Source organism: Saccharopolyspora erythraea NRRL 2338 (genome assembly GCF_000062885.1).
In the GTDB taxonomy this organism is placed as follows: Bacteria; Actinomycetota; Actinomycetes; order Mycobacteriales; family Pseudonocardiaceae; genus Saccharopolyspora_D; species Saccharopolyspora_D erythraea.
This window is the reverse complement of sequence record NC_009142.1, coordinates 4,629,025-4,652,165: the sequence shown is the minus strand read 5'-3', so window position 1 is coordinate 4,652,165 and position 23,141 is coordinate 4,629,025. Positions and strand designations below refer to the sequence as shown.

The window sequence follows — 23,141 nt, the reverse complement described above, 5'->3', positions numbered from 1 at the left end:
GACTACTCGATCGGCGACGCCGTGGGCCCGCCGTGACGGCCCGGTACCTGGAGCGGGGCGACCGCGCGGGTCAGAACGGCTCCTGGCAATGGGGCGCGTGGTCGGTGTCCAGGGCGCCGGAGGCGACCGCCACCGCACCGGGGTTCAGCTCCTCGACGCGCCCGCAGCGGTGGAGCTGTCCGAGCGTCGTCCCGCCGAGGTAGGCCGCCGCCAGGTCGCCGATGCCGAGCCGGATGTCCGGCGGTGCCTGAGTCCGGGTCGCGCCGCCGGTCCCGTCGGCACCCGCGGCCAGCCGCCAGCGCCCGGCGTTCCACTCGCAGAAGTCGTCGCCGACCTCCAGCACCACGTCTGCGGGCGCGCGGTAGCGCCGCTCGGAGAGGGCGCGGTCGAGGTGGATCAGCCGCACCCACAGGCCGTCGGAGAGCTGCCGCCGCGCCTGGCGGGGGTCGGCGAGCATGTCGACGACCGGCTCGTCGGGCGCCGCGCGCTGCCAGCGGACCTCTCCGACCAGGTCGGTGTCGAGCAGGTAGCGCCACAGCGCCGCGTAGGCCTGCGGGGTCGCGGCGACCAGCTCCTGGACGTGCAGCAGGTAGTCCGGCCCGCGGTCGGCCCACCGGGGTTCCGGGCGGTAGAAGGCGTAGCCGTCTGGGTGCACGGCGAAGCGCATCCTGCCCTGCTCCTTCGGGGCGGACCGGTCGTCGACGACGCGCAGGTGCCAGGACGGGCCCCGGGCCAGCCAGCCCGTGCGCCGGGCGGCAACGGCCGGGTAGAGATCGTGGGCGAAGCGCAGCGCCTCCTGCTCGCCGACCTCCCGCACCCGCCGCTGGTCCACCTCGACCGAGCGCAGGAACGGCGCCCGGCGCGGGATCGACAGCACCACGTCCGAGGTGCCGAGCCCGTAGCCGAAACGGCCGTAGATCGACCCCTCGGTGGCGTGCAGCGCGGCGACGGGATGCGAACGGCTCTCACCCATGCCGTGCAGCTGGGCGCGCATCAGCATGCGCATGACGCCACGCCTGCGGTGCCCCGGCTTGACGCCCACGGCGGTCACCGCGGCCAGCCGGGTGCGCACCTGTCCGGGCAGCGTGATCCCGGAGTCGAAGAACGCGGCGACGCCGATCATCTCGCGGCCGTCGAACACGCCGTGGGCGTTGGCGGGCTCGAACACAGCCCGCCACGGCTCCCTGATCGCTTCACGGCTGTCGTCGAGGAACGAGCCGGTGAAGACCGAGAAGAACTCGTCGTAGTCGTCACCGGAGAGCACCCGCACGGTCGGTTCGTCCATGCTCGATCGGCTCCTGCGCGTCGGGATCGGCTTCGGCGGCCGCACCGGACGTTCTGCCCCCGGCGCAGGGGGCGCCAAACATCGTCGGGCGGCATTACCACAACAGCCGTGCACGCGGTGTGATTGCTCACCTCTGCGACAAGCTCTTCAAGTACGCGAAACAACTCGTTACGGTGGGATGGCCAGGAAAAACATCACCGCCCGTGACCATCCGTGCGGATGTGAGGAAAGCGAGGGCCCCTCCGCGTGTCGGTGGATCTATCGTCGGTCGTCGCGGCCACCACGCGGTGGCTGACCGCTGCCTACCCGGCCTCCGGCGGAGCGTTCGACCGCGCGCTGGCCGAGGCGCAGGCGCAGCAGGCGGTGACCGTGGCGGCCTCGCTTCGCTACCCGACACCGGTGGACGCCGCGCTGGTCGTGCTCGCGGGCCCGGGCGGTTCGGCGCGGCTGGACTGGCTCGCGGGCACCGAGGTCCACGACCTGGAGCACCCCGACCACGCCTGGCGCACCTGGGTCGACGAGGTCGTCGCGAGCTGGGCGTGCTGCCTGCTCGCCGACCCGGCGCTGGCCGCCCGCGCGGTCGCCGCGCTCCCGCCCGCGCGCCCCGGCGTCCCGGCGGTCTCCTTCGGCCGGCTCACCGAGCCGGGGCGCCGCGAGCAGAACGCGGCGTTCCTCCTGCGCCACCCGGACCTGCAGGCCCCGGTTGCCGACCTGCACCGCGAGCGCCTGCTCGAGCTGATCGAGCCCGACACGAGCACCGCGGCCTGACCGCGCCCGGACGACTCCGCTCTCTCGGGCTCGTCGCGGCACGTTCACGAAGGGTGACCTTTCACCAGGCTCCCGCCACGCCCCACTCGTGCGAAGTGTTTAGCCCGTGGCGGCTCGGGCAACGCAGAAGCGAGTGGCTCGCTTCGCAGCGTGAGGAGACCGAAATGGCCCAGGAAGCGCAGAAGAACGGTGATCTCGTCGACGTGCTGATCCAGGACCACCGCGACGTGGAGTCGGCGTTCGGCGAGTACGAGCGCGGTGGCCTCACGACGGAGGCCCGCCGGGACCTCGTCGACCACATCATCACCGAACTGGTGCGGCACTCGGTCGCCGAGGAGCAGCACCTCTACCCGGCCGCCCGCGAGCACCTCCCCGACGGTGACCGGATCGCCGACCACGAGATCCGGGAGCACGCCGACGCGGAGTCGGTCATGAAGCAGATCGAAGGCCTCGACCCCGACAGCGCCGACTTCGACCGGCTCGTCCGCAAGCTGATCAGCGAGATCCGCCACCACATCGAGGACGAGGAGAGCGACCTCTTCCCACGCCTGCGCGACGTGTGCTCACCGCAGTACCTGCAGGAGATGGGCGACAAGATCGTGCAGGCCAAGAAGATCGCGCCGACCCGGCCGCACCCGGGGGCGCCGGACCGGCCGCCGGCCAACAAGCTCCTCGACCCGGGCGTGGGCATGATCGACCGGATACGCGACGCCCTCACCGGCCGCGGCCGCTGACCGCACCGGCCGCCCAGCGCCGCCGGCGCACAGCTCACCGCAACGATGCCGGAGCAGGGCCGCGCCGCCGCGCAGGCGTCGCGGCCCTCGGGGCGAATCGCAGCCGGGGAGGAATGCCGTGAGTCGACGCAGTGACCAGGTCGTGGTCGTGACCGGGGCGAGCGCCGGGGTCGGCCGGGCGGTGGCCCGCGCCTACGGCGCCAGGAAGTGCCGCGTCGCCCTGCTCGCCAGAGGGGCCGAAGGGCTGGCAGGCGCCGCCCGCGACGTCCGCGACGCCGGCGGGACCGCCCTACCGTTGCAGGTGGACGTCGCGCACGCCGACGAGGTCGACGCGGCGGCCGAGGAGGCCGAGCGGGAGCTCGGCCCGATCGACCTCTGGGTGAACGTGGCCTGCACGACCGTGTTCGCCCCGCTGGAGCGGATCTCCCCGGAGGAGTTCCGGCGCGTGACCGAGGTGAACTACCTCGGGACCGTCCACGGAACCATGGCGGCGTTCCGCCGCATGCGTCCGAGGAACCGGGGCACCGTCGTGCAGATCGGGTCGGCGCTGGCCTACCGCGGAATCCCGCTCCAGTCGGCCTACTGCGGTTCCAAGCACGCGATCCAGGGTTTCCACGAGTCGGTGCGGTGCGAGCTGCTGCACGACCGCAGCCGGGTGCGGACGACGATGGTCCAGCTCCCGGCGGTGAACACGCCCCAGTTCTCGTGGGTGCGCTCCAGGCTCTCCGGTCATCCGCAGCCGGTGCCCCCGATCTTCCAGCCGGAGGTGATCGCGCGAGCCGTGCTGCACGCCGGCGACCACCCGCGGCGCCGGGAGTACTGGGTCGGCGGAAGCACCGTCAAGACGTTGCTCGGCAACGCCGTCGCACCCGGGCTCCTGGACCGCTACCTGGCCAGGGTCGGCTACCGCATGCAGCGCGACGACTCGATCGACACCGGCTACCGGTCGGAGAACCTGTGGGAGCCGATCGACGAGCCTGCCGGGAGCGACCACGGAGCGCACGGGGTCTTCGACCACAAGTCCAGGGGGCGCAGCGCGCAGCTGTGGCCTTCGCAGCACCACGGCGCGGTCCTGTCCGGTGCTGCGGCGTTGTCCGCGGGGCTGACGTGGTTGTCACTGCGCGGAAAACGTGGGGCACCGGGCCACCCCTTCGGGGCCGGGCGGGACGGGCGGCTGGGCGCCCTGACGGGGCGGAAGCGGCCGCGCGGCGTCCGCGATGCACTACTACAGACGGTTGGCAGGTAAGCCGCACATGACTGATCAGCAGCTGAACGAACAAGTCCGCGAGCGCACGCAGGGGCAGCGGGAGCTGACCGACGTGGTGGCGGGCTACCTCGCGGCGGTCCGGGACGCCGCGGACGTGCTCAGCCTGCATTTCGAGGGTTCCCGATCCGGTGCCGAGAGCCCGAGCATCGAGATCGAGCTGGGCGGGGTGCCCGGAGTGCTGGTGTTCTGGACCCCCTACCGCGGCTGGGGCTACCGCGACGAGCGGGGCGAGCACTTCTACCGCGTCGGCAGCGAGTCCGACGTCGCCTCGCTGGTACCGGACGCCGAGGTCGTGGCGGCCTGGTTGCGGGTGCTGGACTCCGGCGACCTGGAGGGCCACGAGGACGCGCCGGAAGCGCTCCACCCGGGCGATCCGGCGCTCGTCGAGCGGCTCGCCACCCTGGGCGCGGGCGAGGACCCGCACGCACCCGGCTGACGCGGCCCGGCAGGGCAGCAGCGGTCGCGGGCGATGTGCCGGTGTGCGAGGACGTTTCGCCGTGCGCACCGGAGGAAAACCACGGGTATGCACCTGCTTCGACTGCCCGGCGTGTACCGCCCGCAGGGCGACACGTACCTGCTCGCCGAGGTGCTGGGCGAATCCGGGCTGCGAAGGGGAAGCCGTGTCCTCGACGTCGGGACCGGTACCGGCGCGCTGGCCGTCGCGGCCGTCCGTGCCGGAGCCGGCAGCGTGGTGGCGGTGGACGTCTCCGTGCCCGCCGTCGTATCGGCGAGCATCAACACGTTGCTGCGCGGCATGCCCGTTCGGGTCGCCCACGGTGATGCGCTGGAGCGGTTCGGCGACGAGCGCTTCGACGCGGTGGTCTCGAACCCGCCCTACGTACCGTCGGCTGCCGAGGAGGTGCCCAGCAGAGGGGCTTCGCGCGCGTGGGAGGCCGGGCGCGGAGGCCGTGCGTTGCTGGACCGGCTGTGCGCGCTCGCGCCGGATCTGCTGCGCCCAGGAGGAATCCTGCTCGTGGTGCATTCGGATCTGTCCGGTGTGGACTCGACGTTGCGGCAGCTGCGGCACCGCGGCATGCACGCGTCGGTGGTGGCCCAGCGGAGGCAGGGATTCGGCCCGGTGCTGCGCGCCCGCGCGCCGATGCTGGAGCGCCGCGGCCTGATCGAGCCGGGGCAGCGCGACGAGGAACTGGTGGTGGTCCGCGGTGAGCGGCAGGGATGACGACCGCGACCGGCGGCGGGTGACGCTGGTGCGGGGCGGTCCGATCCTGGTGGAGGGTCCGGTCGAACTGGTCATGGACGACGGCACGACGGTCTGCTCGGACCGGTTCGTGGTGGCCGTGTGCGCCTGCCGTCGCAGCAAGCGCTACCCGTTCTGCGACACCAGCCACCGCCGCCGCGCACGCGACGACCGTCGCTAGCGCTGGGTTCCACACCGGAATCCGCTGCGCCGCTTGCGACGCAGACGCTAGCCGCCGTCGCCCTGCCGTGCGTTCGGTGCGTCGTCGGTCAGGGGTTCCCGCAGCGAAGTGCGGTCGTCGTGCCAGCAGTCGAACAGGTGGCGCGCCAACCTGTCCTCGAGCAGGTCGGTGGCCTGCACCCCGAACACGACGTCGGCGCGCAGCGCCGGTTCGCGGGCGAGCAGGTCGCCCACGACGTCGCGGCGCATGATCTGCTCGTGCACGGCGTCGGCTTCCACGTGCTCGGTGAAGAAGCGCGTGCACGCCGGGTCCGCGCCGAGCCTGCTCAGCGCGCGGGCCATCCGGTCGGCGTTGGGTGCGGTGGTGATCTCCGCGGCGCTGAAGTGCCCGACGAGCGCGCCGCGCAGGCCGCGGTGCAGCCCCAGCAACGACATCAGGTTGACGATCGCGATCTGCGGTGCCGGCACGGCGTCGAGGTAGTGCAGGTAGCCGCTGGACATCCCGGCGCCTGCCAGCAGGTCGGCGAACAGGCGGGCGTGCACCCGCTCGCCCCGGCCGCCGCCGAACTCGTCGAACTCGACGGCGACCAGCGCGGCCTTGGCCCGGCCCTGCAGCCGCGGCACGACCCACACGTGCGGGTCGGCTTCCTTGAGGTGGTAGATCGACCGGTGCGCGAAGAACTCGCGCAGCTGCCACCACTCCCCGTGGTCGCGCAGGTAGTGCGAGACGGTGCCGCCGGTGGGCTCGACCAGCAGCGCGTCGAGGGTGCCCTCGACGTCGTCACCGCCCTCGACGTCGGCGCGCAGCGCGGACAGGAAGGTCCGTTCGAGCGCGCCGCGCAGGCGCAGCAGGTCGGGATCCCATTCCCAGTCCGGCGAAACACCCTGGAAACCCTGGTAGTGCAGCTCGTAGCAGACGTGCAGGGCCAGCGCCAGGTCCTCGCCGTAGGGCGCGGCGCGTTCCGCCTCGGCCACCGGCAGCGGGCCGGGCGGGGGAGGGCCGGCCAGCGCGTCGATGATCGCGGCCGAGACGGGGCCGCGGGGTGCGGGCAGGGCCGCCCCGACGGCTTGGTCGTCGAATGCTGCCGTGGTGCTCACTTCAGGGGTCCTTTCCTGGGATGCGGGTCAGGTCCGCAGCCGGTCGGCCCGCCCGGGTGCGGTGGCCGCGGCGAGCATGGCGACCACCTCCCGCGGTCCTCCGGCGGCGGCCGCCGCCCGCTGGCGTTCGGAGCCGGTGCCGACGCCGGTCACGTGCGCCAGCGCCTCCCGGACCAGAGCCGAGTCCCCGGTCTGCTCCAGCGCGGGACCCACCCGGCGCAGCAGCCGCTCCACCATCTCCAGCGCGGGGACGCGGCGGGCGGGCACCGGGTCCACCGCGGGTCCGCGGAGCCCGTACCGGGACGCGTTCCACACCGCTGCCGCGGCGACCTGGTCGGACACCTCGTCGCCCTCCCGGCCCGCGGCGAGGTCGTCGAGCGCGGCGCGCACCAGCGCGCGGGAGAGCGCTGCCTGCAGCACGGTCTCCTCCGCGGTGATCAGGGCGTCGGCCACCCGCAGCTCGACGGTGGGCAGGTGCGGCGAGGGACGCGCCATCCAGAACGACATCCGGTCGTCCACCAGCGCCCCGCAGTCGACCAGGCGTGCTACTTCGCGGTCGTAGGCGTCCCGCGACGGGAAGTGCGGCGGGACTCCGGAGCCGGGGTACAACCGCTGCTGCACGCCGCGCCAGCTCGCGTGCCCGGTGTCGTGCCCGAGGTGGAAGGGCGAGTTCGCCGAGATCGCCAGCAGGGTCGGCAGCCAGGGCCGGAGGTGGTTCACCACGGCCACCGCGGTGTCGCGGTCGGGGACGCCGACGTGCACGTGGCAGCCGCACACGTGGTAGTCCGAAGCGACCGCCCGGTAGCGCTCGGCGATGTCGGCGAACCGCTGGCCGTTGCTGGTGCCGGTGCCCTCCACCGCGAGGACGGGAGTGCCCGACGACACGATCCGCGCACCGGCCACCGAGGCGGCCCGGTCCAGCGACGTCCGCGCCGCCACGAGTTGCGAGCGCAGCTCCTCCAGCGTCCGGCAGCACCCCGTCGCGGCCTCGACCTGGCTGTTGAGCATCTCGGCGTGCAGCACCGCGTCCGGTGCGCCCAGCGGGCCGTTGGCGGCCTCGGCGAGCACCGCCTCGGCGTGCGGCGCGAGCTGTCCCGACGCGGCGTCCACCAGCAGGAACTCCTCTTCCACACCGATCGTCACACCGCCCCGCACCGGGGGCTGCCGCTCGGCGGGGGTGACGGGGTGCTCCTGCAGGCCCATCAGTCCGGCCGCCCCAGCCGCTTGACCTCCAGCGGCCGCACGGCCGGGCCCTCCAGCACCGCGCCGTCGACGTCGAAGCGGGAGCCGTGGCACGGGCAGTCCCAGGTGCGTTCGGCGGCGTTGAACCGGACCAGGCACCCGAGGTGCGTGCAGCGCAGCCCCACTCCGTGCAGACCGCCGGCCTCGTCCCGGTAGACCCCGGTCAGCTCGGCACCCTCGCGCAGCACCCGCGCCTGGCCGTGCGGAACCTCGCCCGGCAGCTCGACCTGGGAGCGGGTGAAGCGGTCGCGGACGAAGTCGGCCCCCGCGCCGAGGTTCATCCTGACCAGCTCGGTGGCCGAGCAGGGGGAGAAGCGGTTCGGCGAGAGCGCGTCGGCCCAGTCGTTGTGCCGCCCGGCGATCAGGTCGTCGAGCACGGTGGCGGCGAAGGTGCCGCCGGTCAGCCCCCACTTCATGAACCCGGTCGCCACGAAGACCCGCGACGACCACGGTGTGTAGTGGCCGACCATGGGGAAGCGGTCGTAGGGCGTGGGGTCCTGGGCGGACCAGCGGTGCGTGACCGCCTCGACCTCCCAGTGCCGGCGGGCGAAGTCCTCCAGGCGCTGGTAGACCTCCGGGCCCACGCCGGTCTCGCCGGTCGGGTGCCCCTCGCCGCAAACCACGAGGTGGTCGCCGTACGAGCGGACCGACCGCTTCGGCGTCCCCGCGTTGATCGAGAGGTCCTGCGGCGGCGTGCCGCGCACGCGGGCGGCCACGCAGTACGAGCGCTGCGGTTCGAGCCGGGCGAAGAACGCGCCGCGGTCCCAGACGGGGTAGTGGGTGGCGACGACGACCTGGTCGGCCACGACCGCACCGCGCTGCGCGACGACGCGGCACGGCGAGCCCTCTTCCAGCTCCAGCGCCCGGCTGTGCTCGAACACGTCGCTGCCGTCGCCGGCGACCGCGCGGGCCAGCCCGACCACGTAGCTGACCGGCTGGAACTCCACCTGGTCGGCCAGCCGCAGCGCTCCGGCCACCGGGAACGGCAGGTCGGTGTCGCTGCCGAACACCGTGTCGAGCCCGGCGTCCCGGGTGGCGTCGGCCTCCTCCTCGAGGGCGGCGAGGTCCTCGAGGGTGGCGTAGGTGCACGCCGGCTGCCGCCGCAGGTCGCACGAGATGTGCTCGCGCTCGGCGATCCCCGCGATCTCCTCCACCGCGTACGTGCTCGCCGCGGCGTAGACCTCGGCGGCCTCGGCGCCGCGGTGGGAGCGGACCGAGCTGTACACAGTGGACTGCAAGGCGGTCGCCTTCGCGGTGTTGTTCCCGGTGGCACCGGCGGCCACGCGCTCCGCCTCCACCACGGCCACCCGCGCGCCGCCGCGCTTGAGCCGCAGCGCGGTCGTGAGCCCGGCGATCCCGCCGCCCACGACCACCACGTCGTAGCGCCGCTCGCCGCGCAGCTCCGGGAAGTCCGGCCGGTCGGCCTCCAGCCACAGCGATGTGCCCGCCGCACCAACGTCCATGGTGGGATAGGTACCCCGCTCCCGGTGCGACTATGCGTGACGACGGGCCGCCTCGCTCCGTCGAGTCGGCGTCACACCGTTCCCGCATGCGGCACGCCCGAGTCGAGCGTGCGCACGAGACGTTCGGTCGCGCGCCTGGCCTCGGGGATCGACTGCAGCACCCATCCGTGGAACATGCCCGGGTACTCCTCGTAGTCGATGCGCACGCCGCGCTCGGCGGCGAGCTCCCGCAGCCGCCTGGCGTCGCTCAGCAGCACGTCGCGGGTGCCGACCATCACCGTCATCGGAGCCAGCCCGTCGAGCTCGCCGTAGAGCGGGCTGACGCGGGGGTCGTGCGGGTCGAGGTCCCCGGCGTACATGCGTCCCGCCTCGCGCAGGCCGGGCAGCGAGAGGAACGGGTCCCGCGGGTCGAGCTCCGGCATCGACGGGTGGCTGCTCGTGATGTCCAGCCACGGCGACAGCAGCACCAGCCTGCGCGGTTGCGGGCGCTGCCGCTGCCTGAGCCACTGGGCCAGGTGCAGGGTCAGCCCACCGCCCGCGGAGTCGCCCATGATGACCTGGTGCCGCGGGCCTTCCCGGCCCACCGTGGCCTCCCAGGTGCCTTCGACGACCTCGAGGGTCTCGTCGTACTGGTAGTCGGGGGCCAGCGGGTAGACGGGCAGCGTGACCGCGCACCCGGACTCGTCGATCAGCCTGCTCAGGAACCGCCAGTGCGCGTCCTCGACCTGGTGGATGTAGGCACCGCCGTGCAGGTAGAACAGGTGGTAGGGCTTGTCCCGGCGCAACGGGTGCAGCGTGTAGCTGTAGTGGCCCCGGATGTCGACGCGGTCCACCTCGTAGCGCTCGAACATCTCGTCGGGGATCTGCGCGCTCTCGGACTCGCGGCTCTCCACGCTGCGGTGCAGCTCGTGGAGGTCGGAGAAGATCCGCTTCTTGCCCATGAGCCTGTACTTGGCGATGAGCGCTCGGCCGCGCAGGCTGACCATCACCACTCCTTCCCGGGCACCGATCGCCCCTCGTGCTCGGTTTCGGATGCCGTCTCCCACCGCCGTTGGTGGTCGATCGAGTCGTTGAAGATCCGCAGCGCGCGTTCGATCGTCAGCAGCATCGCGCTCTGCGTGCTGGAGGTCCGCGGCGGGAAGTCCCCACGTCGGACCTGCTCGGTGATCGCGTCGTGCAGCCGGGCGGCCTGGTCCACCGCTTCCTGGCGCTGCTCGTCGCCGCTGGTGCCGGACTCCCGCGGCGTTCCGGCGTGGGCGGCGGTGGCTCGCGCCAGGCGTTCGACCAGCCAGGCGAACTCGGCGTTGAAGCGTTCGGTCGGCCGGGAGCCCGCGGCGGCGGCGTCGGTGAGGATGCGGCCGAGTCCCTGGGCCTGCTCGGCGACCTCGCTGAGCGTCAGCAGGGTGGAGCGGGCGGCCTCGGCGCGTTCCCGGTTGCGGTGCGGGCGGGGGAGGCGGTGCGGGACGAACCGGATGCTCTCGGTGCCGAGGTCGAGGGTCTCGTGGGCCTGCTGGAAGGTCGCGCTGAGGTTGTCGGCCCGGTAGCGCCAGTCGGCCGCGGCCGCGTGGTCCCAGTCGGTGCGCAGCATCTCGCCGAGCGAGTCCAGCAACAGCTCTATCTCGTCGGCGAGCCGCCGGAGCGCGGCGTCCATGGTGGACAGGTGCACCGGCGGGAACACCAGCGTGTTCACCAGAACTCCGATCACGGCGCCGATGAGGCTTTCGAAGACCCGCGGCGCGAGGTACTCGATCTGGGGCGCGGTGCCGTAGGTGAGCATGAGCAGGGCTGTGATGCCGACCCAGACGCCGCTCGGGCCGAGCCGGCGCCACAGACCGACGAGACTGCCCAGGAACACCGCCACCGCGAGCGCGACCAGCACGTTCGGGATGAAGTAGATGGTGAGGAACGCCAGCACCACGCCGAGCACGACCGCGGCCACCTGCTGCATCGCGTTGGCCACCGACCGGTAGACAGTGTGGCTCATCAGGAACACGGCGGCGTACGGCGCGATGAACGCCTGCGGGAGCTGGAAGCACCATATGGCCAGCCACCAGGCCACGACCGCCGCGACCGCCATCTTCGCGGCCTGCACGAGCTGTTCGCGTTCCCGGCCGCGGTCTCGCAGGGCGCGGCGCAGGAACCGGTGCGGGGCCAGCGCCGCGTAGCGCCAAGATCCCTTCTGTCCCACAGCGACGCTCCGAGTAGGTCCGTCGAGCCGTACAGCCCGTCGAACTACCCGTCGAGACACCGCCGCAAACGACCACGCGGGTCCGCAGCCCTGCGCCGACCACGTAACGTGCCCAGCGCCGCGCCCGGCCTCGGCGGCCGGTGCGGCGCCGGTGCGGCGCCGGTGCGGCTCAGGCCGGACATACGTCAGTCGCAGATCCCGGAGCGAGAAGGCGGCTGAGGTTCCGCCCGACGACCCACTGGCGCAAGCCACATCCGGAAGACGTCCTAGATGGCCGCGGCGAGCCGGGTGCCCTGGTCGATCGCGCGCTTCGCGTCGAGCTCCGCGGCGACGTCGGCCCCGCCGATGACGTGGGTGAGCACGCCCTTGACGGTCAGCTCGTCGACGAGGTCGCGCACCGACTCCTGGCCCGCGCACACCACCACGGAGTCGACTTCGAGCACCCGCGGCCGTTCGCGCTCCGGGCCGAACGAGATGTGCAGCCCGGCGTCGTCGATCTTCTCGTAGTTCACGCCGGTGAGCTGCTCGACCCGCTTGGCCTTCAGCGCCGCGCGGTGCACCCAGCCCGTCGTCTTGCCCAGCCCGCGCCCGATGCGCGATGTCTTGCGCTGCAACAGGTAGACCTGGCGCGGCGACGGCTCCGGCCTGCGCTCGGTGAGCCCGCCCGGCGCGTCCTCGGAACCGGTGACGCCCCATTCGGCGTTCCACGCCTCCAGGTCGAGGGCGGGGGACTCGGCGTGGGTGAGGAACTCGCTGACGTCCACCCCGATGCCGCCTGCCCCGATCACCGCGACGCGCTCGCCGACCGGCCTGCCGTGCCGCACCACGTCCACATAGGACAGGACAGACGGGTGGTCGATGCCGGGGATGTCGGGCACCCTCGGCGCCACCCCGGTCGCCACGACGACCTCGTCGTAGCCGCCGTCGACCAGGTCGGCCGCGGCGACCCTGGTGTTCAGGTGCAGCCCGACGCCGGTGAGCTCGATCTGGCGGCGGTAGTAGCGGATGGTCTCGGCGAACTCCTCCTTGCCGGGGATGCGGCGGGCGATGCCGAACTGGCCGCCGATCTCCCCGTCGGCCTCGAACAGCTCCACCCGGTGCCCGCGCGAGGCGAGACCGACCGCGGCCGAGAGCCCCGCGGGCCCCGCGCCGACCACGGCGACCTTCTTCGCCTGCCGCGCGGGCAGCAGGTTGAGCAGCGTCTCGTTGCCGGCCCGAGGGTTGACCATGCACGAGGCCTTCTTCTGAGAGAACGTGTGGTCCAGGCAGGCCTGGTTGCAGGCGATGCAGGTGTTGATCTCGTCGGTCCGGCCCTCGCCCGCCTTGGCCACCCACGCCGGGTCGGCCAGCAGCGGACGCGCCATCGACACCAGGTCGGCGTCCCCGCGGGAGAGCACCTCCTCGGCCACCTGCGGCATGTTGATCCGGTTGGAGGCCACCACCGGGATCGAGACGTGCGGCCGCAGCTTGCCGACGACGCCGGTGAACGCCGCGCGGGGCACGGAGGTCACGATCGTCGGGACGCGCGCCTCGTGCCAGCCGATGCCGGTGTTGATGATCGTCGCGCCCGCCTCCTCCACGGCGGTGGCGAGGTCGACGACCTCCTGCCAGGTCTGCCCGCCGTCGACGAGGTCCAGCGCGGACAGCCGGTACATGATGATGAAGTCGTCCCCGGCGGCCTGCCTGCACCGGCGGACGATCTCCACGGCGAGCCGGCGCCGGTTCTCGGCCGAACCGCCCCAGCGGTCGGTGCGCAGGTTGGTGCGGGGCGCCAGGAACTGGTTGATCAGGTAGCCCTCGGAACCCATGATCTCCACGCCGTCGTAGCCGCCCTCGCGCGCCAGCCGGGCGGCGCGGGCGAACGCCCGGATTTGCGCGCGGACGCCGCGGTCGGACAGCGCACGCGGCCGGAAAGGGTTGATCGGCGACTTGACCGCCGAGGCCGACACCGACAGCGGGTGGTAGGCGTAGCGGCCCGCGTGCAGCAGCTGCACGAGGATCTTGCCGCCCGCCTCGTGCACCGCGTCGGTGACCAGCCGGTGCCTGCGCGCTTCGGCCCGGGTGGTCAGCTTCGAGGCGAACGGGTACAGCCAGCCGGTGCGGTTCGGGGCGAAACCGCCGGTCACCATCAGGCCCACCCCGCCGCGGGCGCGTTCGGCGAAGTACTCGGCGAGCCGGGGGAAGTCCTTGGCGCGGTCCTCCAGGCCGGTGTGCATCGAGCCCATGACCACGCGGTTGCGCAGGGTGGTGAACCCGAGATCGACTGGGCTGAGAAGGTGCGGGAACTCGCTCATCGCTGATCGCTTTCGGTGGTTCGGGAGTCGTGGTCGGAGCGCATGGCCGCGAGCACCTCGTCGCACCAGTCGACGAACGCCTGCTCGACGCGGATGCCGCCGCGCAGGACGAGGTACTGGTGCAGGTGCCTGCCGGTGAGCCGGTCCGGTTCGCCGAAGTCGCGCCGCTCGATGGCCCGGTAGACCTCGATCCGCTCGGCGTGGCGCCGCCGGTGCCTGGCGATCTCGTCGAGTACGCCGCCGACGTCGCCCGCCGAGGCCCCGCGGATCTTCACCGCCAGGTCGTTGCGGATCGCGCCGGGCTCCACCGGTTCGGCCAGCCAGCGGGCGAGCTCGGCGCGGCCGTCGGCGTTGACGCGGTAGACCTTCTTGTCCGGCCGGCTCTCCTGCGCCACGTGGTCGCAGGAGATCCAGCCGAGCTCGACCATGCGCTTCAGCGTCCGGTAGATCTGCTGGTGGCTCGCCGCCCAGAAGAACCCGATGGATTTGCCGAAGCGCCGGGCCAGCTCGTAACCGGATCCCGACCGCTCCTCCAGCGACACCAGGATCGCGTGCTCCAACGCCATGCCGGGCAAACTAGTATGCATCAAGTTGCAATGCAACAGTGTGCATAGACGAAGAGGCCAACCGCGGGCCGGTCGCAGCCAGCGGGAGGCCTCTGGCGTCGTGCGTTCAGCGCGCGGAGGTGACCTGGCCGCCGGTGTGCTCGGCGATCCAGTCCTTGTACGCGGTCACGTCGGTGTAGATGCCGGCGTGCTCGGGGCAGTTGGCGCTCTGGCCGCGGCTGGTGGCGCCCACCAGCGTCCACCGGTCGCCCGCCCTGACCACGGCCGGACCGCCCGAGTCGCCGAAGCAGGCGCTGGCGGTGCCGCCCTTGTTGTCCATGCACAGCTCGCCGGCCTGGTCGAATCCCGAATCCGGGACCGCGCGGCACGCCTGGTCCTCGGCGATGGTGGTGTCGAGCTGCTGGAGCTTGACCGGGGCGTCGCCGCAGCCGCGCTCCGGGCAGGTCAGCCCCCAGCCGATCTCGCGCACCTCGGTGCCCGCCTTCGGCGACTCGGCGGCGATCTCGACCGGGGCCGCCTGCACCGGCTTGGCCAGGTGCACCAGCGCGACGTCGTAGTTGCCGGACCCGGTCCAGCTCCACTTCTCGTGCGGGATGAACCGGTCCACCCCGACGACCTCGCCGCCCTGGGTCCGGTCGGTGGTGCCGATCCGGTACTGCCACTGCGACGGGTCGTGCGGCTGGTTCGTCGTCGGGTCGGTGACGCAGTGCCCCGCGGTGACCAGCCATTCCGGGCTGATCAGCGCGGCACCGCAGTTGTGCTCGCCGTCCTTGGTCTGCATCCCGGCCATGAAGGCGTAGGTCTCGGTCGCGTCCTGCCCGCCGACGATGAACGGCTGGGCGCCACCCGCGCCTGGCGCGGCCACCGCGGAGCTCGCGGTCAGCGCCGCCGCGGCGGAAGCGGCCAGCAGAGCCGCGACGATCGATCGCTTGCCCAAAGGAGCTCTCCCCCTTCCCACGCTCGGTGTCCTTCACCGAGCGGTTCCGGAGGCTAAAAGATCTTCACTCGATCGGGCTACCGGCGAAAGTGCGGCAGATGGTCGACTTTCGTCGGGCGTCCAGGGCGAGGGAGCCGGCCGCGGGGATGCCACCGGAGGATGACGAGCCCGAGCGCCCGTGATGCATGCGCCGGCGATGCGTGAGCCGGGGCCGGTTGCGCCCGGTGGCGAGGATCGGTGGGTCTTCCGGTCGTCAGGGCGCCCGGAAGACCCACGGGTGCGTCAGTCCTGCGGCGGCGTCGGCGCAGCGCGCTTGGTGCTCCGTTCCAGCAGGGCCTCGGCGGCCTCGGCGTCGGTGATCAGGGTGGTGACGATGCCCGAGCGCAGCACCGCGTCGATCGCGGCCGCCTTCGGCTCGGTGTAACCCAGCGCGATCACTTCCGGTACGCGGCGCAGCTCCTCCTGGGTGATCGCCAGCACGTGGTGGGCCAGGCCGGTCGAGAGCGCGTTGCCCTCGGCGTCGAACAGCCGGGCCGCGACCTCGGCGGTGGCGCCCCGCCGTCCGATCGCCTCGCGCTCGGCCGGGCTCAGCGCGTCGTAGACCGTGGACTCGCCCTCCTGCCACGCCCCGATGCTCACCACCGCCTTGGTCAGCTGCCGGAACCGGGCGAAGGTCTCGGCGATGCCGGGCTGCTCGCGCAGGATCTGCGCGGTGCGCCGGTCGGGCAGCACCAGCGGGCCGTAGATCGGGTACGCCTGCCCGCCGGTGGCGGCCGCGACCCGGTTGACGGTCTCCACCGAGCGGTCGCGCATGTCCATGCCCGCCTGCACCCCGCAAAGCTGCACGATCGGGCAGCTCGGCAGTGAACGGATCGACTCGGCCATCGCGTTGACCGACCGCGCCCAGGACAGCCCGATCACGTCGTCGGGGGTGACGATCTCGGACAGCAGCTCGGCGGCCAGCGCGCCGATCCGCCTGCGTTGCTCGGGGCGTTCCTCCCTCGTGCGCGCTCGGTTGAGCACCAGAACCTGCCGCAGCCCGTAGACGGACCGGATCTCGTCGGAGAGCGGCACGTCGATCGGATAGGGCATGTCGAACTCGATCCGGATCAGGCCTCTCTCCTGAGCTGCGGAAAGGATGCGGGCGACCTTGAACCGGCTGATCCCGAACTCCTCGGCGATCTCCAGCTTGGAGTGTCCCTGGAGGTAGAACCGGCGCGCGATCGCGGCGGCGGTGACGGTTTCGCCAAGCCCGGGATTGGACGAATTCCTGCTCATATGAGCACAGTAGCATCGAAATCTGCCCGAAAGGTTGACGTAACACCGGGGCATGTCTTCAATTCTCGGCATGTTGCGAGGGCGCTCGCTCACGTGAGTGCTCAAACGAGCGGGAGGAGTGGCATGCGAGCCGCGATCGTTGACCGGCCCGGTTCGGTCCGGGTGGGCGACGTGCAGGACCCCAGTCCGGGGGAGCGGGACGTGGTGATCAAGGTCGGTGCCTGCGGCATCTGCGGCACGGACCTGCACATCGCCGACGGGCACTTCCCGCCCACCCCATACCCGATCGTGCCCGGGCACGAGTTCGCCGGTGAGGTGGTCGAGCTCGGTTCCGAGGCACCGGGTGGCTTCGAGATCGGTGACCGCGTGGCGGTGGACCCGTCGCTGTTCTGCGGCTACTGCACCCCCTGCCGCTCCGGGCACGGCAACCTCTGCGCGAACTGGAACGCCACCGGCGACACCGTCAACGGTGCGTTCGCCGAGTACGTGTCGGTACCCGCCGCGACCTGCTACCGGATGCCCGACGAGATGACCTGGGAGCAGGGCGCGCTGGTCGAGCCGGTGTCGTGCGCGGTGCACGGCGTGCGCCAGATCGGCGTCGAAGCCGGCGAGCGCTTCCTGGTCGTCGGCGCGGGCACGATGGGCCTGCTGATGCAGCAGCTGCTGCAGCGCGGTGGCGCCCACGTCACGGTCGTCGACCGCAACACCGCTCGGCTGGGCCGGGCGAGCAGGCTGGGCGCGGTGGCCGTGGCCGGCGACGTCGCCGAGCTGGACGGCGAGCGCTTCGACGCCGCGGTGGACTGCACCGGAGCGGCCCCCGCGATCGAGGCGGCCTTCGACTCGCTGCGCCGCGGCGGCCGGCTGCTGGTGTTCGGGGTCGCCCCGGCCGAGGCAAGGGTGTCGCTGTCGCCGTTCCGCATCTACAACGACGAGATCACCATCGTCGGCTCGATGGCGGTGCTGCACAGCTACGGCGCGGCGCTGGACCTGGTGGCCTCCGGCGCGGTGAACACCGAGGAGCTGCTCACCGACAGGCTGACGCTGGAGGACTTCCCCAAGGCGCTGGAACTGATGCGCAGCGGTGCGGGACTGAAGGTGCAGGTGCTACCGGGAGGTGTCGATGCCGATGCGTAGCAGGCGACGGACCCCGGCGCTGGCATTGCTCGCGGTGGCGGCGCTTCTGCTGCTCACCGGGTGCGCGGGCGCCGGAGCCATCGGCGCGGGCGGGCGGACGCTGGTCGTGGCGATCGTGTCGAACCCGCAGATGGAGGACGCGATCGCGCTGTCGGACCGGTTCGAGCGGGAGAACCCGGGAATCCACCTGAAGTTCGTGCAGCTGCCCGAGAACCAGGCACGCGCCAAGATCACCTCGTCCACCGCCACCGGGGGCGGCGAGTTCGACGTGGTGATGATCAGCAACTACGAGACCCCGCAGTGGGCGGCCAACGGCTGGCTGGAGAACCTGCAGCCCTACATCGACGCCAGCCCCGGCTACGACCCCGGCGACTTCATCCCCAGCATCCGCGACTCGCTGTCCTACCAGGGCGCGATGCACGCGGTGCCGTTCTACGGCGAGTCATCGTTCCTGGCCTACCGCAAGGACCTCTTCGACCGCGCCGGCCTGCGGATGCCCGAGCGGCCGACCTGGCAGCAGATCGCCGAGCTCGCCGCGAAGCTCGACGACGACAAGGCGGGCATGGCCGGGATCTGCCTGCGCGGCAAGCCCGGCTGGGGCGAGAGCCTGGCGCCGTTCACCACCGTCGCCAACACCTTCGGGGCCCGCTACTTCGACGAGAACTGGAACGCGCAGCTGACCTCGCCGGAGTTCCGGGCGGCCGCGGAGTTCTACGTGAAGCTCGTGCGCGAGCACGGCGAGGTCGGCGCGTCCAGCGCCGGCTTCTCCGAGTGCGGCACGCGCTACGCCCAGGGCCAGGCCGCGATGTGGTACGACGCCACCGTCATGGCGGGCACCAACGAGGACCCGGCGAGCAGCAAGATCGTCGGCAAGTCGGGGTACGTGGCCGCGCCGGTGGAGCGCACTCCCGACAGCGGCTGGCTCTACACGTGGTCGCTGGCGATGCCGAAGGTCGCCGAGGACAAGGACGCCGCGTGGCGGTTCATGCGGTGGATGACCGACAAGCGGTTCGTGCGGGAGGTCGGCACGACCTTCGGCTGGAACCGGGTGCCGCCGGGCTGCCGGCTGTCGACCTACCAGATCCCGGAGTACCAGCAGGCCGCGCAGGCCTACGCCCAGCCCACCCTCGACGGGATCAACCGCGCCACCCAGGCCAACACCATGACCCGTCCAGTGCCCTACCCGGGCATCCAGTTCGCGGGCATCCCGGAGTTCCAGGACCTGGGCACCCGCGTGAGCCAGCAGCTCTCGGCCGCCGTGGCCGGGCAGATCTCGGTCGACGAGGCGCTGCGGCAGTCCCAGGAGTACGCCGAGACCGTCGGCGAGTCGTACCGGGAGACGCGATGACCCCGACCACCCCCACGACTCAGACCCCGTCCGCGCAGGACGTCGCCGAGCGAACGGGAACCGCCGGACCGCAAGCGCGCAAGCCCGCGGGCAAGTGGTCGGCGACGGCGTGGAAGCGGCGGGCGCCGCTGATGCCCGCCCTGCTGTTCACCGTCGTGGTCACCCAGGTGCCGTTCCTGCTCACGGTGTTCTACTCGTTCCAGTCGTGGAACCTGGTGCGCCCCGGTTCGCGGCACTTCGTCGGGCTGCGCAACTACGTCGACGTCTTCGCCGACAGCCAGTTCCGCGGCGCGATGCTCAACACGGTGCTGCTGACCGTGGTCTGCGTGCTGGTGGCGCTGCTGCTGGGCCTCGGGCTGGCGATGCTGCTCGACCGGCAGTTCCTCGGCCGGGGTGTGGTGCGCACGCTGCTCATCACCCCGTTCCTGATCCTGCCCGCGGCCGGGGCGCTGCTGTGGAAGACCACGATGTTCGACCCGACCTACGGTCTGCTGAACTTCGTCCTCGGCGGTGACACCGACTGGCTGTCGGAGTACCCGCTGGCCTCGGTGATGGCCCAGGTCGTGTGGCAGTGGACGCCGTTCATGATGCTGCTGGTGCTGGCCGGGCTGCAGGCCCAGTCACGCGAGGTGCTGGAGGCCGCGCAGGTCGACGGTGCCGGGCGCTGGCGGATCTTCACCTCGATCACGCTGCCGCAGCTGAGCCGGTACATGCAGCTCGCGGTGCTGCTCGGCGCGATCTACGTCGTCAACAGCTTCGACGCGATCTTCCTGATGACCCAGGGCGGTCCGGGAACCGCGAGCACCAACCTGCCCTACTACATCTACCAGCGCGCCTTCGAGGGCTTCGACATCGGCCAGTCCTCGGCGATGGGCGTGATCGTGGTGATCCTGACCCTGATCGTGGCGACCTTCGCGCTGCGACTGATGTTCCGCACCTTCGGGGTGAGCGGGGAGGCGAAATGAGCACCCGTGCCGGTACTCCGCTGGGCCGGTCGGCGCTGACGGCGTTCACCTGGCTGGTCGCGGTCCTGTTCGTGTTCCCGCTGTTGTGGATGGTGCTGACCTCCTTCAAGCAGGAGGCCGACGCCTACACCGACCCGCCGCGGCTGGTGTTCACCCCGACGCTCGAGCAGTTCGCCGGGATCCTGGAACGCGGGTTCCTGCCCTACCTGGGCAACTCGGCGTTCGTGACCGTCGTGTCGACGGTGCTGGTGCTGCTGATGGCGGTGCCCGCGTCCTACGCGCTGTCGATCGCGGCGGTGCCGGGCACCCGCGACGCGCTCGGTTTCTTCCTGTCCACCAAGATGCTGCCGATCGTCGCGGCGATCATCCCGCTCTACGTCATCTCGCAGAACCTCAAGCTGCTGGACAACGTCTGGGCGCTGGTCGTGCTCTACACCGCGATGAACCTGCCGCTGGCGGTGTGGATGATGCGCTCGTTCTTCCTGGAGGTGCCCAAGGAGATGGTCGAGGCGGGCCGCGTGGACGGCGCGAACCTGCCGACGCTGCTGTTCCGGGTGGTGCTGCCGGTGGTCGCGCCCGGCATCGCCGCCACCGCGCTGATCTGCGTGATCTTCTCCTGGACCGAGTTCTTCTACGCGGTGAACCTCACCGCGGCCCAGGCCGGGACGGTGCCGGTCTTCCTGGTCGGCTTCATCACCAGCGAAGGCCTGTACTGGGCGCAGCTCTCGGCGGCGGCGCTGCTGGCTTCACTGCCGGTGATGGTGGTCGGCTGGATCGCCCAGAACCACCTGGTGCGCGGCCTTTCCATGGGCGCGGTGAAGTGACTTGAAGCCCCACCTGGGGCTTCAAGCGGCCCGCCAGGGCCATCCGCGCGCCGCGCGGATTCCCACACCGCGTTCAAGCACGGTCTGCAACGAACAAGGAGCACTTCAATGGCTGAAGTCGTCTACGCGAGCGCCTCGCGGGTGTACCCGGGCAGCACCCCGGTCCGCGCGGTCGACCGGCTCGACCTGGAGGTGGCCGACGGCGAGTTCCTGGTGCTGGTGGGCCCCTCGGGCTCGGGCAAGTCCACGGCGCTGCGCATGCTCGCGGGCCTGGAGGACGTCAACGAGGGCGACATCCGCATCGGCGAGCGGACCGTGACCGGCCTGCCGCCGAAGGACCGGGACATCGCGATGGTGTTCCAGTCCTACGCGCTGTACCCGCACATGACGGTGGCCGAGAACATGGGCTTCGCGCTCAAGCTGCGGGGGATGCCGAAGGACGAGATCCGCGCCAAGGTCACCGAGGCGGCCGGAATGCTCGACCTCGGCAAGTACCTGGACCGCAAGCCCAAGGCGCTCTCCGGCGGCCAGCGGCAGCGGGTGGCGATGGGCCGGGCGATCGTGCGCGAGCCCAGCGTGTTCCTGATGGACGAGCCGCTGTCCAACCTGGACGCGAAGCTGCGGGTGGAGACGCGCGCCAACATCGCCGGTCTCCAGCGGCGTCTGGGCACCACCACCCTGTACGTCACCCACGACCAGGTCGAGGCGATGACGATGGGCGACCGGGTGGCGGTGCTCAAGGACGGGCTGCTCCAGCAGTGCGCCTCGCCCCGGGAGCTCTACGACCACCCGGCGAACTCGTTCGTGGCGGGCTTCATCGGGTCTCCGTCGATGAACCTGCTGGAGGTGACCCCCGGCACTGACGGGATCGAGCTCGGCGGTCTGACCGTCCCGCTGCCGCGCGAGGTCGCGGCCGAGGCCGGTGACCTTTCGCGGGTGGTGTTCGGCGTGCGTCCGGAGTGCCTCCGGCCCGCGGGTGAGGGCGAAGCCGGTTTCGACCTCACCGTCGAACTGGTCGAGGAACTCGGTGCCGACGGCTACGTGCACGGGTCGCTGTCCCTGGGCGGCGAGGAGAAGCGCGTGGTCGTGCGGGTCGACGGGCGGGTTCCTCCCCGGCTCGGCGAGCGGCTCCGGGTGACGCTGCGCGACTTCGATGAGGTCCACTTCTTCCACCCGGAAACCACCCTGCGCATCGGCGGCTGAGCGGGCCGGGCTGTCGCGCGGGCCGCGGCGCGTCCGGAGCGGGTCCCGCGGGCAGAGCCGAAGCCCGGACTTGGACAACCACTGGGCAGGGGCGGACGTCGCCCCGCGCTACGCCGATGAGGCGAAGCATCGTCGTCCGGGCCGCCGCGGTGTTTGGATCGTCTTCGCCTCCGGGTACCGCGGTGAGGCGTGATCATTGCGATCAGCCGAGCCCGGAAGGGAGTCTGACGATGGCAGCCGATGCCGGTTCGTACGTGATGTTCCTGATCGTGGGCGTGGTGCTGGTGGCCGTCGACGGCCAGCTCATCAGGCGCAGCGGCACCACGTACCTCAGAGCCGTCTACCCCGATTCCAAGGTCGCCGACTCGGTCAACCAGCTGATCACGGTGGTCTTCCACCTGGCCACGCTGGGTGTGCTGGCCCTCATCTCCATCGTGGACGTGGACCTGGGCAGCCCGCTGGAGAGCGCGGTCGCCAAGCTGGGGATCCTGCTGCTGGTCCTGGCGCTGGCGCACGGCATCACGATCGGCGTGCTGGCCAAGGTCCGCGCCCGCCAGCAGGTCCAGGTGCTCGACGAGGAGCTGACGGCGGCGCGCGTCGAGGACCATACGCACGCGCCGGCCGGCGGCAACGCCAACTCGCCGATCAAGAAGCCCGCGCAGGAGCCCGCGACCGGCACGCAGGCGCAGCGCACCGCGCAGACCCCCGCGGAGCGCGCCACGCGCTAGGTGCCCCTCACGACGGTCTCTGCTCGCAGCCCACATCGCCGCGGCGAGCAGGGACCGTCGTGTCGGCTCACCCGTGCTGACGCGCCGGCCATCGGCCTGCACGCCTGTTCGACCGCCCTTCCGGCACGGGCGCCGATCACGTTTGCCCTGCGGTGGGCATTGGGTAGGTCGATGTTGTGCCGCGGGCCGCAGCGGCGACCGAAAAGCGGAAGGAGGCCGCCAGATGACGCGCGGTAGTGACAAGCACAGTCCGATGAAGGACGACGAGCTGGAGAAGGAGATGGAAGGACGGCTGCGGGGCAACCACCCGACACGCGCCGACGAGTCCCTCGACGCCGAGCCGCCCGCCGACGACGACCCGGGCGAGGAGCCGTTCGTGAGCGAGCAGGAGCGCCCCGAGCGCTGATGCAGGAAGCGGCGGCACGCCCGCCACCAGAACGG

At 71.9% G+C, this 23,141-nt stretch carries 23 protein-coding genes; 13 read left to right on the top strand and 10 right to left on the bottom strand.

Translation table 11 applies throughout. The annotated features are described in order from the left end of the window. Positions 1-70: 70 nt before the first annotated feature. A complete protein-coding gene (locus tag SACE_RS20280) occupies positions 71-1,285 on the bottom strand; it encodes a GNAT family N-acetyltransferase (RefSeq protein WP_009946746.1) in 1,215 nt (404 codons plus the stop codon). Between the two features lie 246 nt (positions 1,286-1,531). Between SACE_RS20280 and SACE_RS20275 the strand changes: the two genes are divergently transcribed. From SACE_RS20275 to SACE_RS20250, 6 genes are all read left to right on the top strand, one after another. Continuing rightward, positions 1,532-2,053, top strand: a complete 522-nt coding sequence (locus SACE_RS20275) for a hypothetical protein (protein WP_009946747.1) — start codon at positions 1,532-1,534, stop codon at positions 2,051-2,053. A gap of 164 nt (positions 2,054-2,217) precedes the next feature. Then, on the top strand, positions 2,218-2,787 hold the full coding sequence (locus SACE_RS20270) for a hemerythrin domain-containing protein (protein WP_009946748.1): 570 nt from the start codon (positions 2,218-2,220) through the stop codon (positions 2,785-2,787). A 118-nt stretch (positions 2,788-2,905) separates the two neighbouring features. Further along, positions 2,906-4,033, top strand: coding sequence for an SDR family oxidoreductase (locus SACE_RS20265; RefSeq protein ID WP_011874263.1), 1,128 nt, complete (start codon positions 2,906-2,908; stop codon positions 4,031-4,033). Positions 4,034-4,040: 7 nt separating this feature from the next. Next, the gene (locus SACE_RS20260; protein ID WP_009946751.1) at positions 4,041-4,490 is read left to right on the top strand and encodes a hypothetical protein; all 450 of its coding nucleotides are present in this window, start codon (positions 4,041-4,043) and stop codon (positions 4,488-4,490) included. 87 nt (positions 4,491-4,577) lie between these two features. Then, a complete protein-coding gene (locus tag SACE_RS20255; protein ID WP_009946753.1) occupies positions 4,578-5,234 on the top strand; it encodes a HemK2/MTQ2 family protein methyltransferase in 657 nt (218 codons plus the stop codon). After that, positions 5,218-5,433: a CDGSH iron-sulfur domain-containing protein gene (locus tag SACE_RS20250; RefSeq protein WP_009946754.1), complete on the top strand. Its 216-nt coding sequence runs from the start codon at positions 5,218-5,220 to the stop codon at positions 5,431-5,433. The genes SACE_RS20255 and SACE_RS20250 overlap by 17 nt, the downstream gene beginning before the upstream one ends. Before the next feature lie 47 nt (positions 5,434-5,480). On the opposite strand, the gene SACE_RS20245 is transcribed toward SACE_RS20250, so the two are convergent. The 9 genes from SACE_RS20245 to SACE_RS20205 form a co-directional block, all read right to left on the bottom strand. Beyond that, entirely contained in the window at positions 5,481-6,530 is a 1,050-nt protein-coding gene (locus tag SACE_RS20245; protein ID WP_009946755.1) for an iron-containing redox enzyme family protein, read from the bottom strand. Positions 6,531-6,557: 27 nt separating this feature from the next. Beyond that, positions 6,558-7,733, bottom strand: coding sequence for a carboxylate-amine ligase (locus SACE_RS20240; protein ID WP_009946756.1), 1,176 nt, complete (start codon positions 7,731-7,733; stop codon positions 6,558-6,560). Further along, entirely contained in the window at positions 7,733-9,235 is a 1,503-nt protein-coding gene (locus SACE_RS20235) for an FAD-dependent oxidoreductase (protein WP_009946758.1), read from the bottom strand. Before SACE_RS20235 ends, SACE_RS20240 begins: the two co-directional genes overlap by 1 nt. Before the next feature lie 71 nt (positions 9,236-9,306). Next, on the bottom strand, positions 9,307-10,221 hold the full coding sequence (locus SACE_RS20230; RefSeq protein ID WP_009946759.1) for an alpha/beta hydrolase: 915 nt from the start codon (positions 10,219-10,221) through the stop codon (positions 9,307-9,309). Further along, positions 10,221-11,423 carry an FUSC family protein gene (locus tag SACE_RS20225; protein WP_009946760.1) on the bottom strand — a complete coding sequence of 401 codons (1,203 nt, stop codon included), beginning with the start codon at positions 11,421-11,423 and terminating at the stop codon, positions 10,221-10,223. Before SACE_RS20225 ends, SACE_RS20230 begins: the two co-directional genes overlap by 1 nt. A gap of 266 nt (positions 11,424-11,689) precedes the next feature. Next, positions 11,690-13,717 carry an NADPH-dependent 2,4-dienoyl-CoA reductase gene (locus tag SACE_RS20220; RefSeq protein ID WP_009946761.1) on the bottom strand — a complete coding sequence of 676 codons (2,028 nt, stop codon included), beginning with the start codon at positions 13,715-13,717 and terminating at the stop codon, positions 11,690-11,692. Continuing rightward, the gene (locus SACE_RS20215) at positions 13,714-14,283 is read right to left on the bottom strand and encodes a PadR family transcriptional regulator (RefSeq protein WP_009946762.1); all 570 of its coding nucleotides are present in this window, start codon (positions 14,281-14,283) and stop codon (positions 13,714-13,716) included. The genes SACE_RS20220 and SACE_RS20215 overlap by 4 nt, the downstream gene beginning before the upstream one ends. A 106-nt stretch (positions 14,284-14,389) precedes the next feature. Then, positions 14,390-15,220 (bottom strand): S1 family peptidase, encoded by an 831-nt coding sequence (locus SACE_RS20210; protein ID WP_009946764.1) that lies wholly within the window; start codon positions 15,218-15,220, stop codon positions 14,390-14,392. 282 nt (positions 15,221-15,502) lie between these two features. Continuing rightward, positions 15,503-16,498 (bottom strand): sugar-binding transcriptional regulator, encoded by a 996-nt coding sequence (locus SACE_RS20205; protein ID WP_009946767.1) that lies wholly within the window; start codon positions 16,496-16,498, stop codon positions 15,503-15,505. 123 nt (positions 16,499-16,621) lie between these two features. Between SACE_RS20205 and SACE_RS20200 the strand changes: the two genes are divergently transcribed. The 7 genes from SACE_RS20200 (at position 16,622) to SACE_RS20170 (ending at position 23,106) form a co-directional block, all read left to right on the top strand. Next, positions 16,622-17,632, top strand: coding sequence for a zinc-dependent alcohol dehydrogenase family protein (locus tag SACE_RS20200; RefSeq protein WP_009946768.1), 1,011 nt, complete (start codon positions 16,622-16,624; stop codon positions 17,630-17,632). Further along, entirely contained in the window at positions 17,619-18,980 is a 1,362-nt protein-coding gene (locus SACE_RS20195) for an ABC transporter substrate-binding protein (RefSeq protein WP_011874261.1), read from the top strand. Before SACE_RS20200 ends, SACE_RS20195 begins: the two co-directional genes overlap by 14 nt. Further along, complete coding sequence (locus SACE_RS20190) at positions 18,977-19,945, top strand: carbohydrate ABC transporter permease (protein WP_009946770.1); 969 nt, start codon at positions 18,977-18,979, stop codon at positions 19,943-19,945. Before SACE_RS20195 ends, SACE_RS20190 begins: the two co-directional genes overlap by 4 nt. Then, positions 19,942-20,769, top strand: coding sequence for a carbohydrate ABC transporter permease (locus tag SACE_RS20185; RefSeq protein ID WP_009946771.1), 828 nt, complete (start codon positions 19,942-19,944; stop codon positions 20,767-20,769). The genes SACE_RS20190 and SACE_RS20185 overlap by 4 nt, the downstream gene beginning before the upstream one ends. A 108-nt stretch (positions 20,770-20,877) precedes the next feature. After that, a complete protein-coding gene (locus tag SACE_RS20180) occupies positions 20,878-21,972 on the top strand; it encodes an ABC transporter ATP-binding protein (protein ID WP_009946772.1) in 1,095 nt (364 codons plus the stop codon). A 230-nt stretch (positions 21,973-22,202) separates the two neighbouring features. Further along, a complete protein-coding gene (locus SACE_RS20175; protein WP_009946774.1) occupies positions 22,203-22,700 on the top strand; it encodes a hypothetical protein in 498 nt (165 codons plus the stop codon). Positions 22,701-22,923: 223 nt separating this feature from the next. Then, a complete protein-coding gene (locus SACE_RS20170; RefSeq protein WP_011874260.1) occupies positions 22,924-23,106 on the top strand; it encodes a hypothetical protein in 183 nt (60 codons plus the stop codon). The last annotated feature ends 35 nt before the right edge of the window (positions 23,107-23,141 follow it).

Coding starts and splice junctions, on each gene's coding strand:
- SACE_RS20280 (WP_009946746.1), bottom strand. CDS start 1,285: ATGGACGAACCGACCGTGCGGGTGCTCTCCGGTGACGACTACGACGAG.
- SACE_RS20270 (WP_009946748.1), top strand. CDS start 2,218: ATGGCCCAGGAAGCGCAGAAGAACGGTGATCTCGTCGACGTGCTGATC.
- SACE_RS20260 (WP_009946751.1), top strand. CDS start 4,041: ATGACTGATCAGCAGCTGAACGAACAAGTCCGCGAGCGCACGCAGGGG.
- SACE_RS20255 (WP_009946753.1), top strand. CDS start 4,578: ATGCACCTGCTTCGACTGCCCGGCGTGTACCGCCCGCAGGGCGACACG.
- SACE_RS20240 (WP_009946756.1), bottom strand. CDS start 7,733: ATGGGCCTGCAGGAGCACCCCGTCACCCCCGCCGAGCGGCAGCCCCCG.
- SACE_RS20235 (WP_009946758.1), bottom strand. CDS start 9,235: ATGGACGTTGGTGCGGCGGGCACATCGCTGTGGCTGGAGGCCGACCGG.
- SACE_RS20230 (WP_009946759.1), bottom strand. CDS start 10,221: ATGGTCAGCCTGCGCGGCCGAGCGCTCATCGCCAAGTACAGGCTCATG.
- SACE_RS20220 (WP_009946761.1), bottom strand. CDS start 13,717: ATGAGCGAGTTCCCGCACCTTCTCAGCCCAGTCGATCTCGGGTTCACC.
- SACE_RS20215 (WP_009946762.1), bottom strand. CDS start 14,283: ATGGCGTTGGAGCACGCGATCCTGGTGTCGCTGGAGGAGCGGTCGGGA.
- SACE_RS20205 (WP_009946767.1), bottom strand. CDS start 16,498: ATGAGCAGGAATTCGTCCAATCCCGGGCTTGGCGAAACCGTCACCGCC.
- SACE_RS20200 (WP_009946768.1), top strand. CDS start 16,622: ATGCGAGCCGCGATCGTTGACCGGCCCGGTTCGGTCCGGGTGGGCGAC.
- SACE_RS20195 (WP_011874261.1), top strand. CDS start 17,619: ATGCCGATGCGTAGCAGGCGACGGACCCCGGCGCTGGCATTGCTCGCG.
- SACE_RS20190 (WP_009946770.1), top strand. CDS start 18,977: ATGACCCCGACCACCCCCACGACTCAGACCCCGTCCGCGCAGGACGTC.
- SACE_RS20185 (WP_009946771.1), top strand. CDS start 19,942: ATGAGCACCCGTGCCGGTACTCCGCTGGGCCGGTCGGCGCTGACGGCG.
- SACE_RS20180 (WP_009946772.1), top strand. CDS start 20,878: ATGGCTGAAGTCGTCTACGCGAGCGCCTCGCGGGTGTACCCGGGCAGC.
- SACE_RS20175 (WP_009946774.1), top strand. CDS start 22,203: ATGGCAGCCGATGCCGGTTCGTACGTGATGTTCCTGATCGTGGGCGTG.
- SACE_RS20170 (WP_011874260.1), top strand. CDS start 22,924: ATGACGCGCGGTAGTGACAAGCACAGTCCGATGAAGGACGACGAGCTG.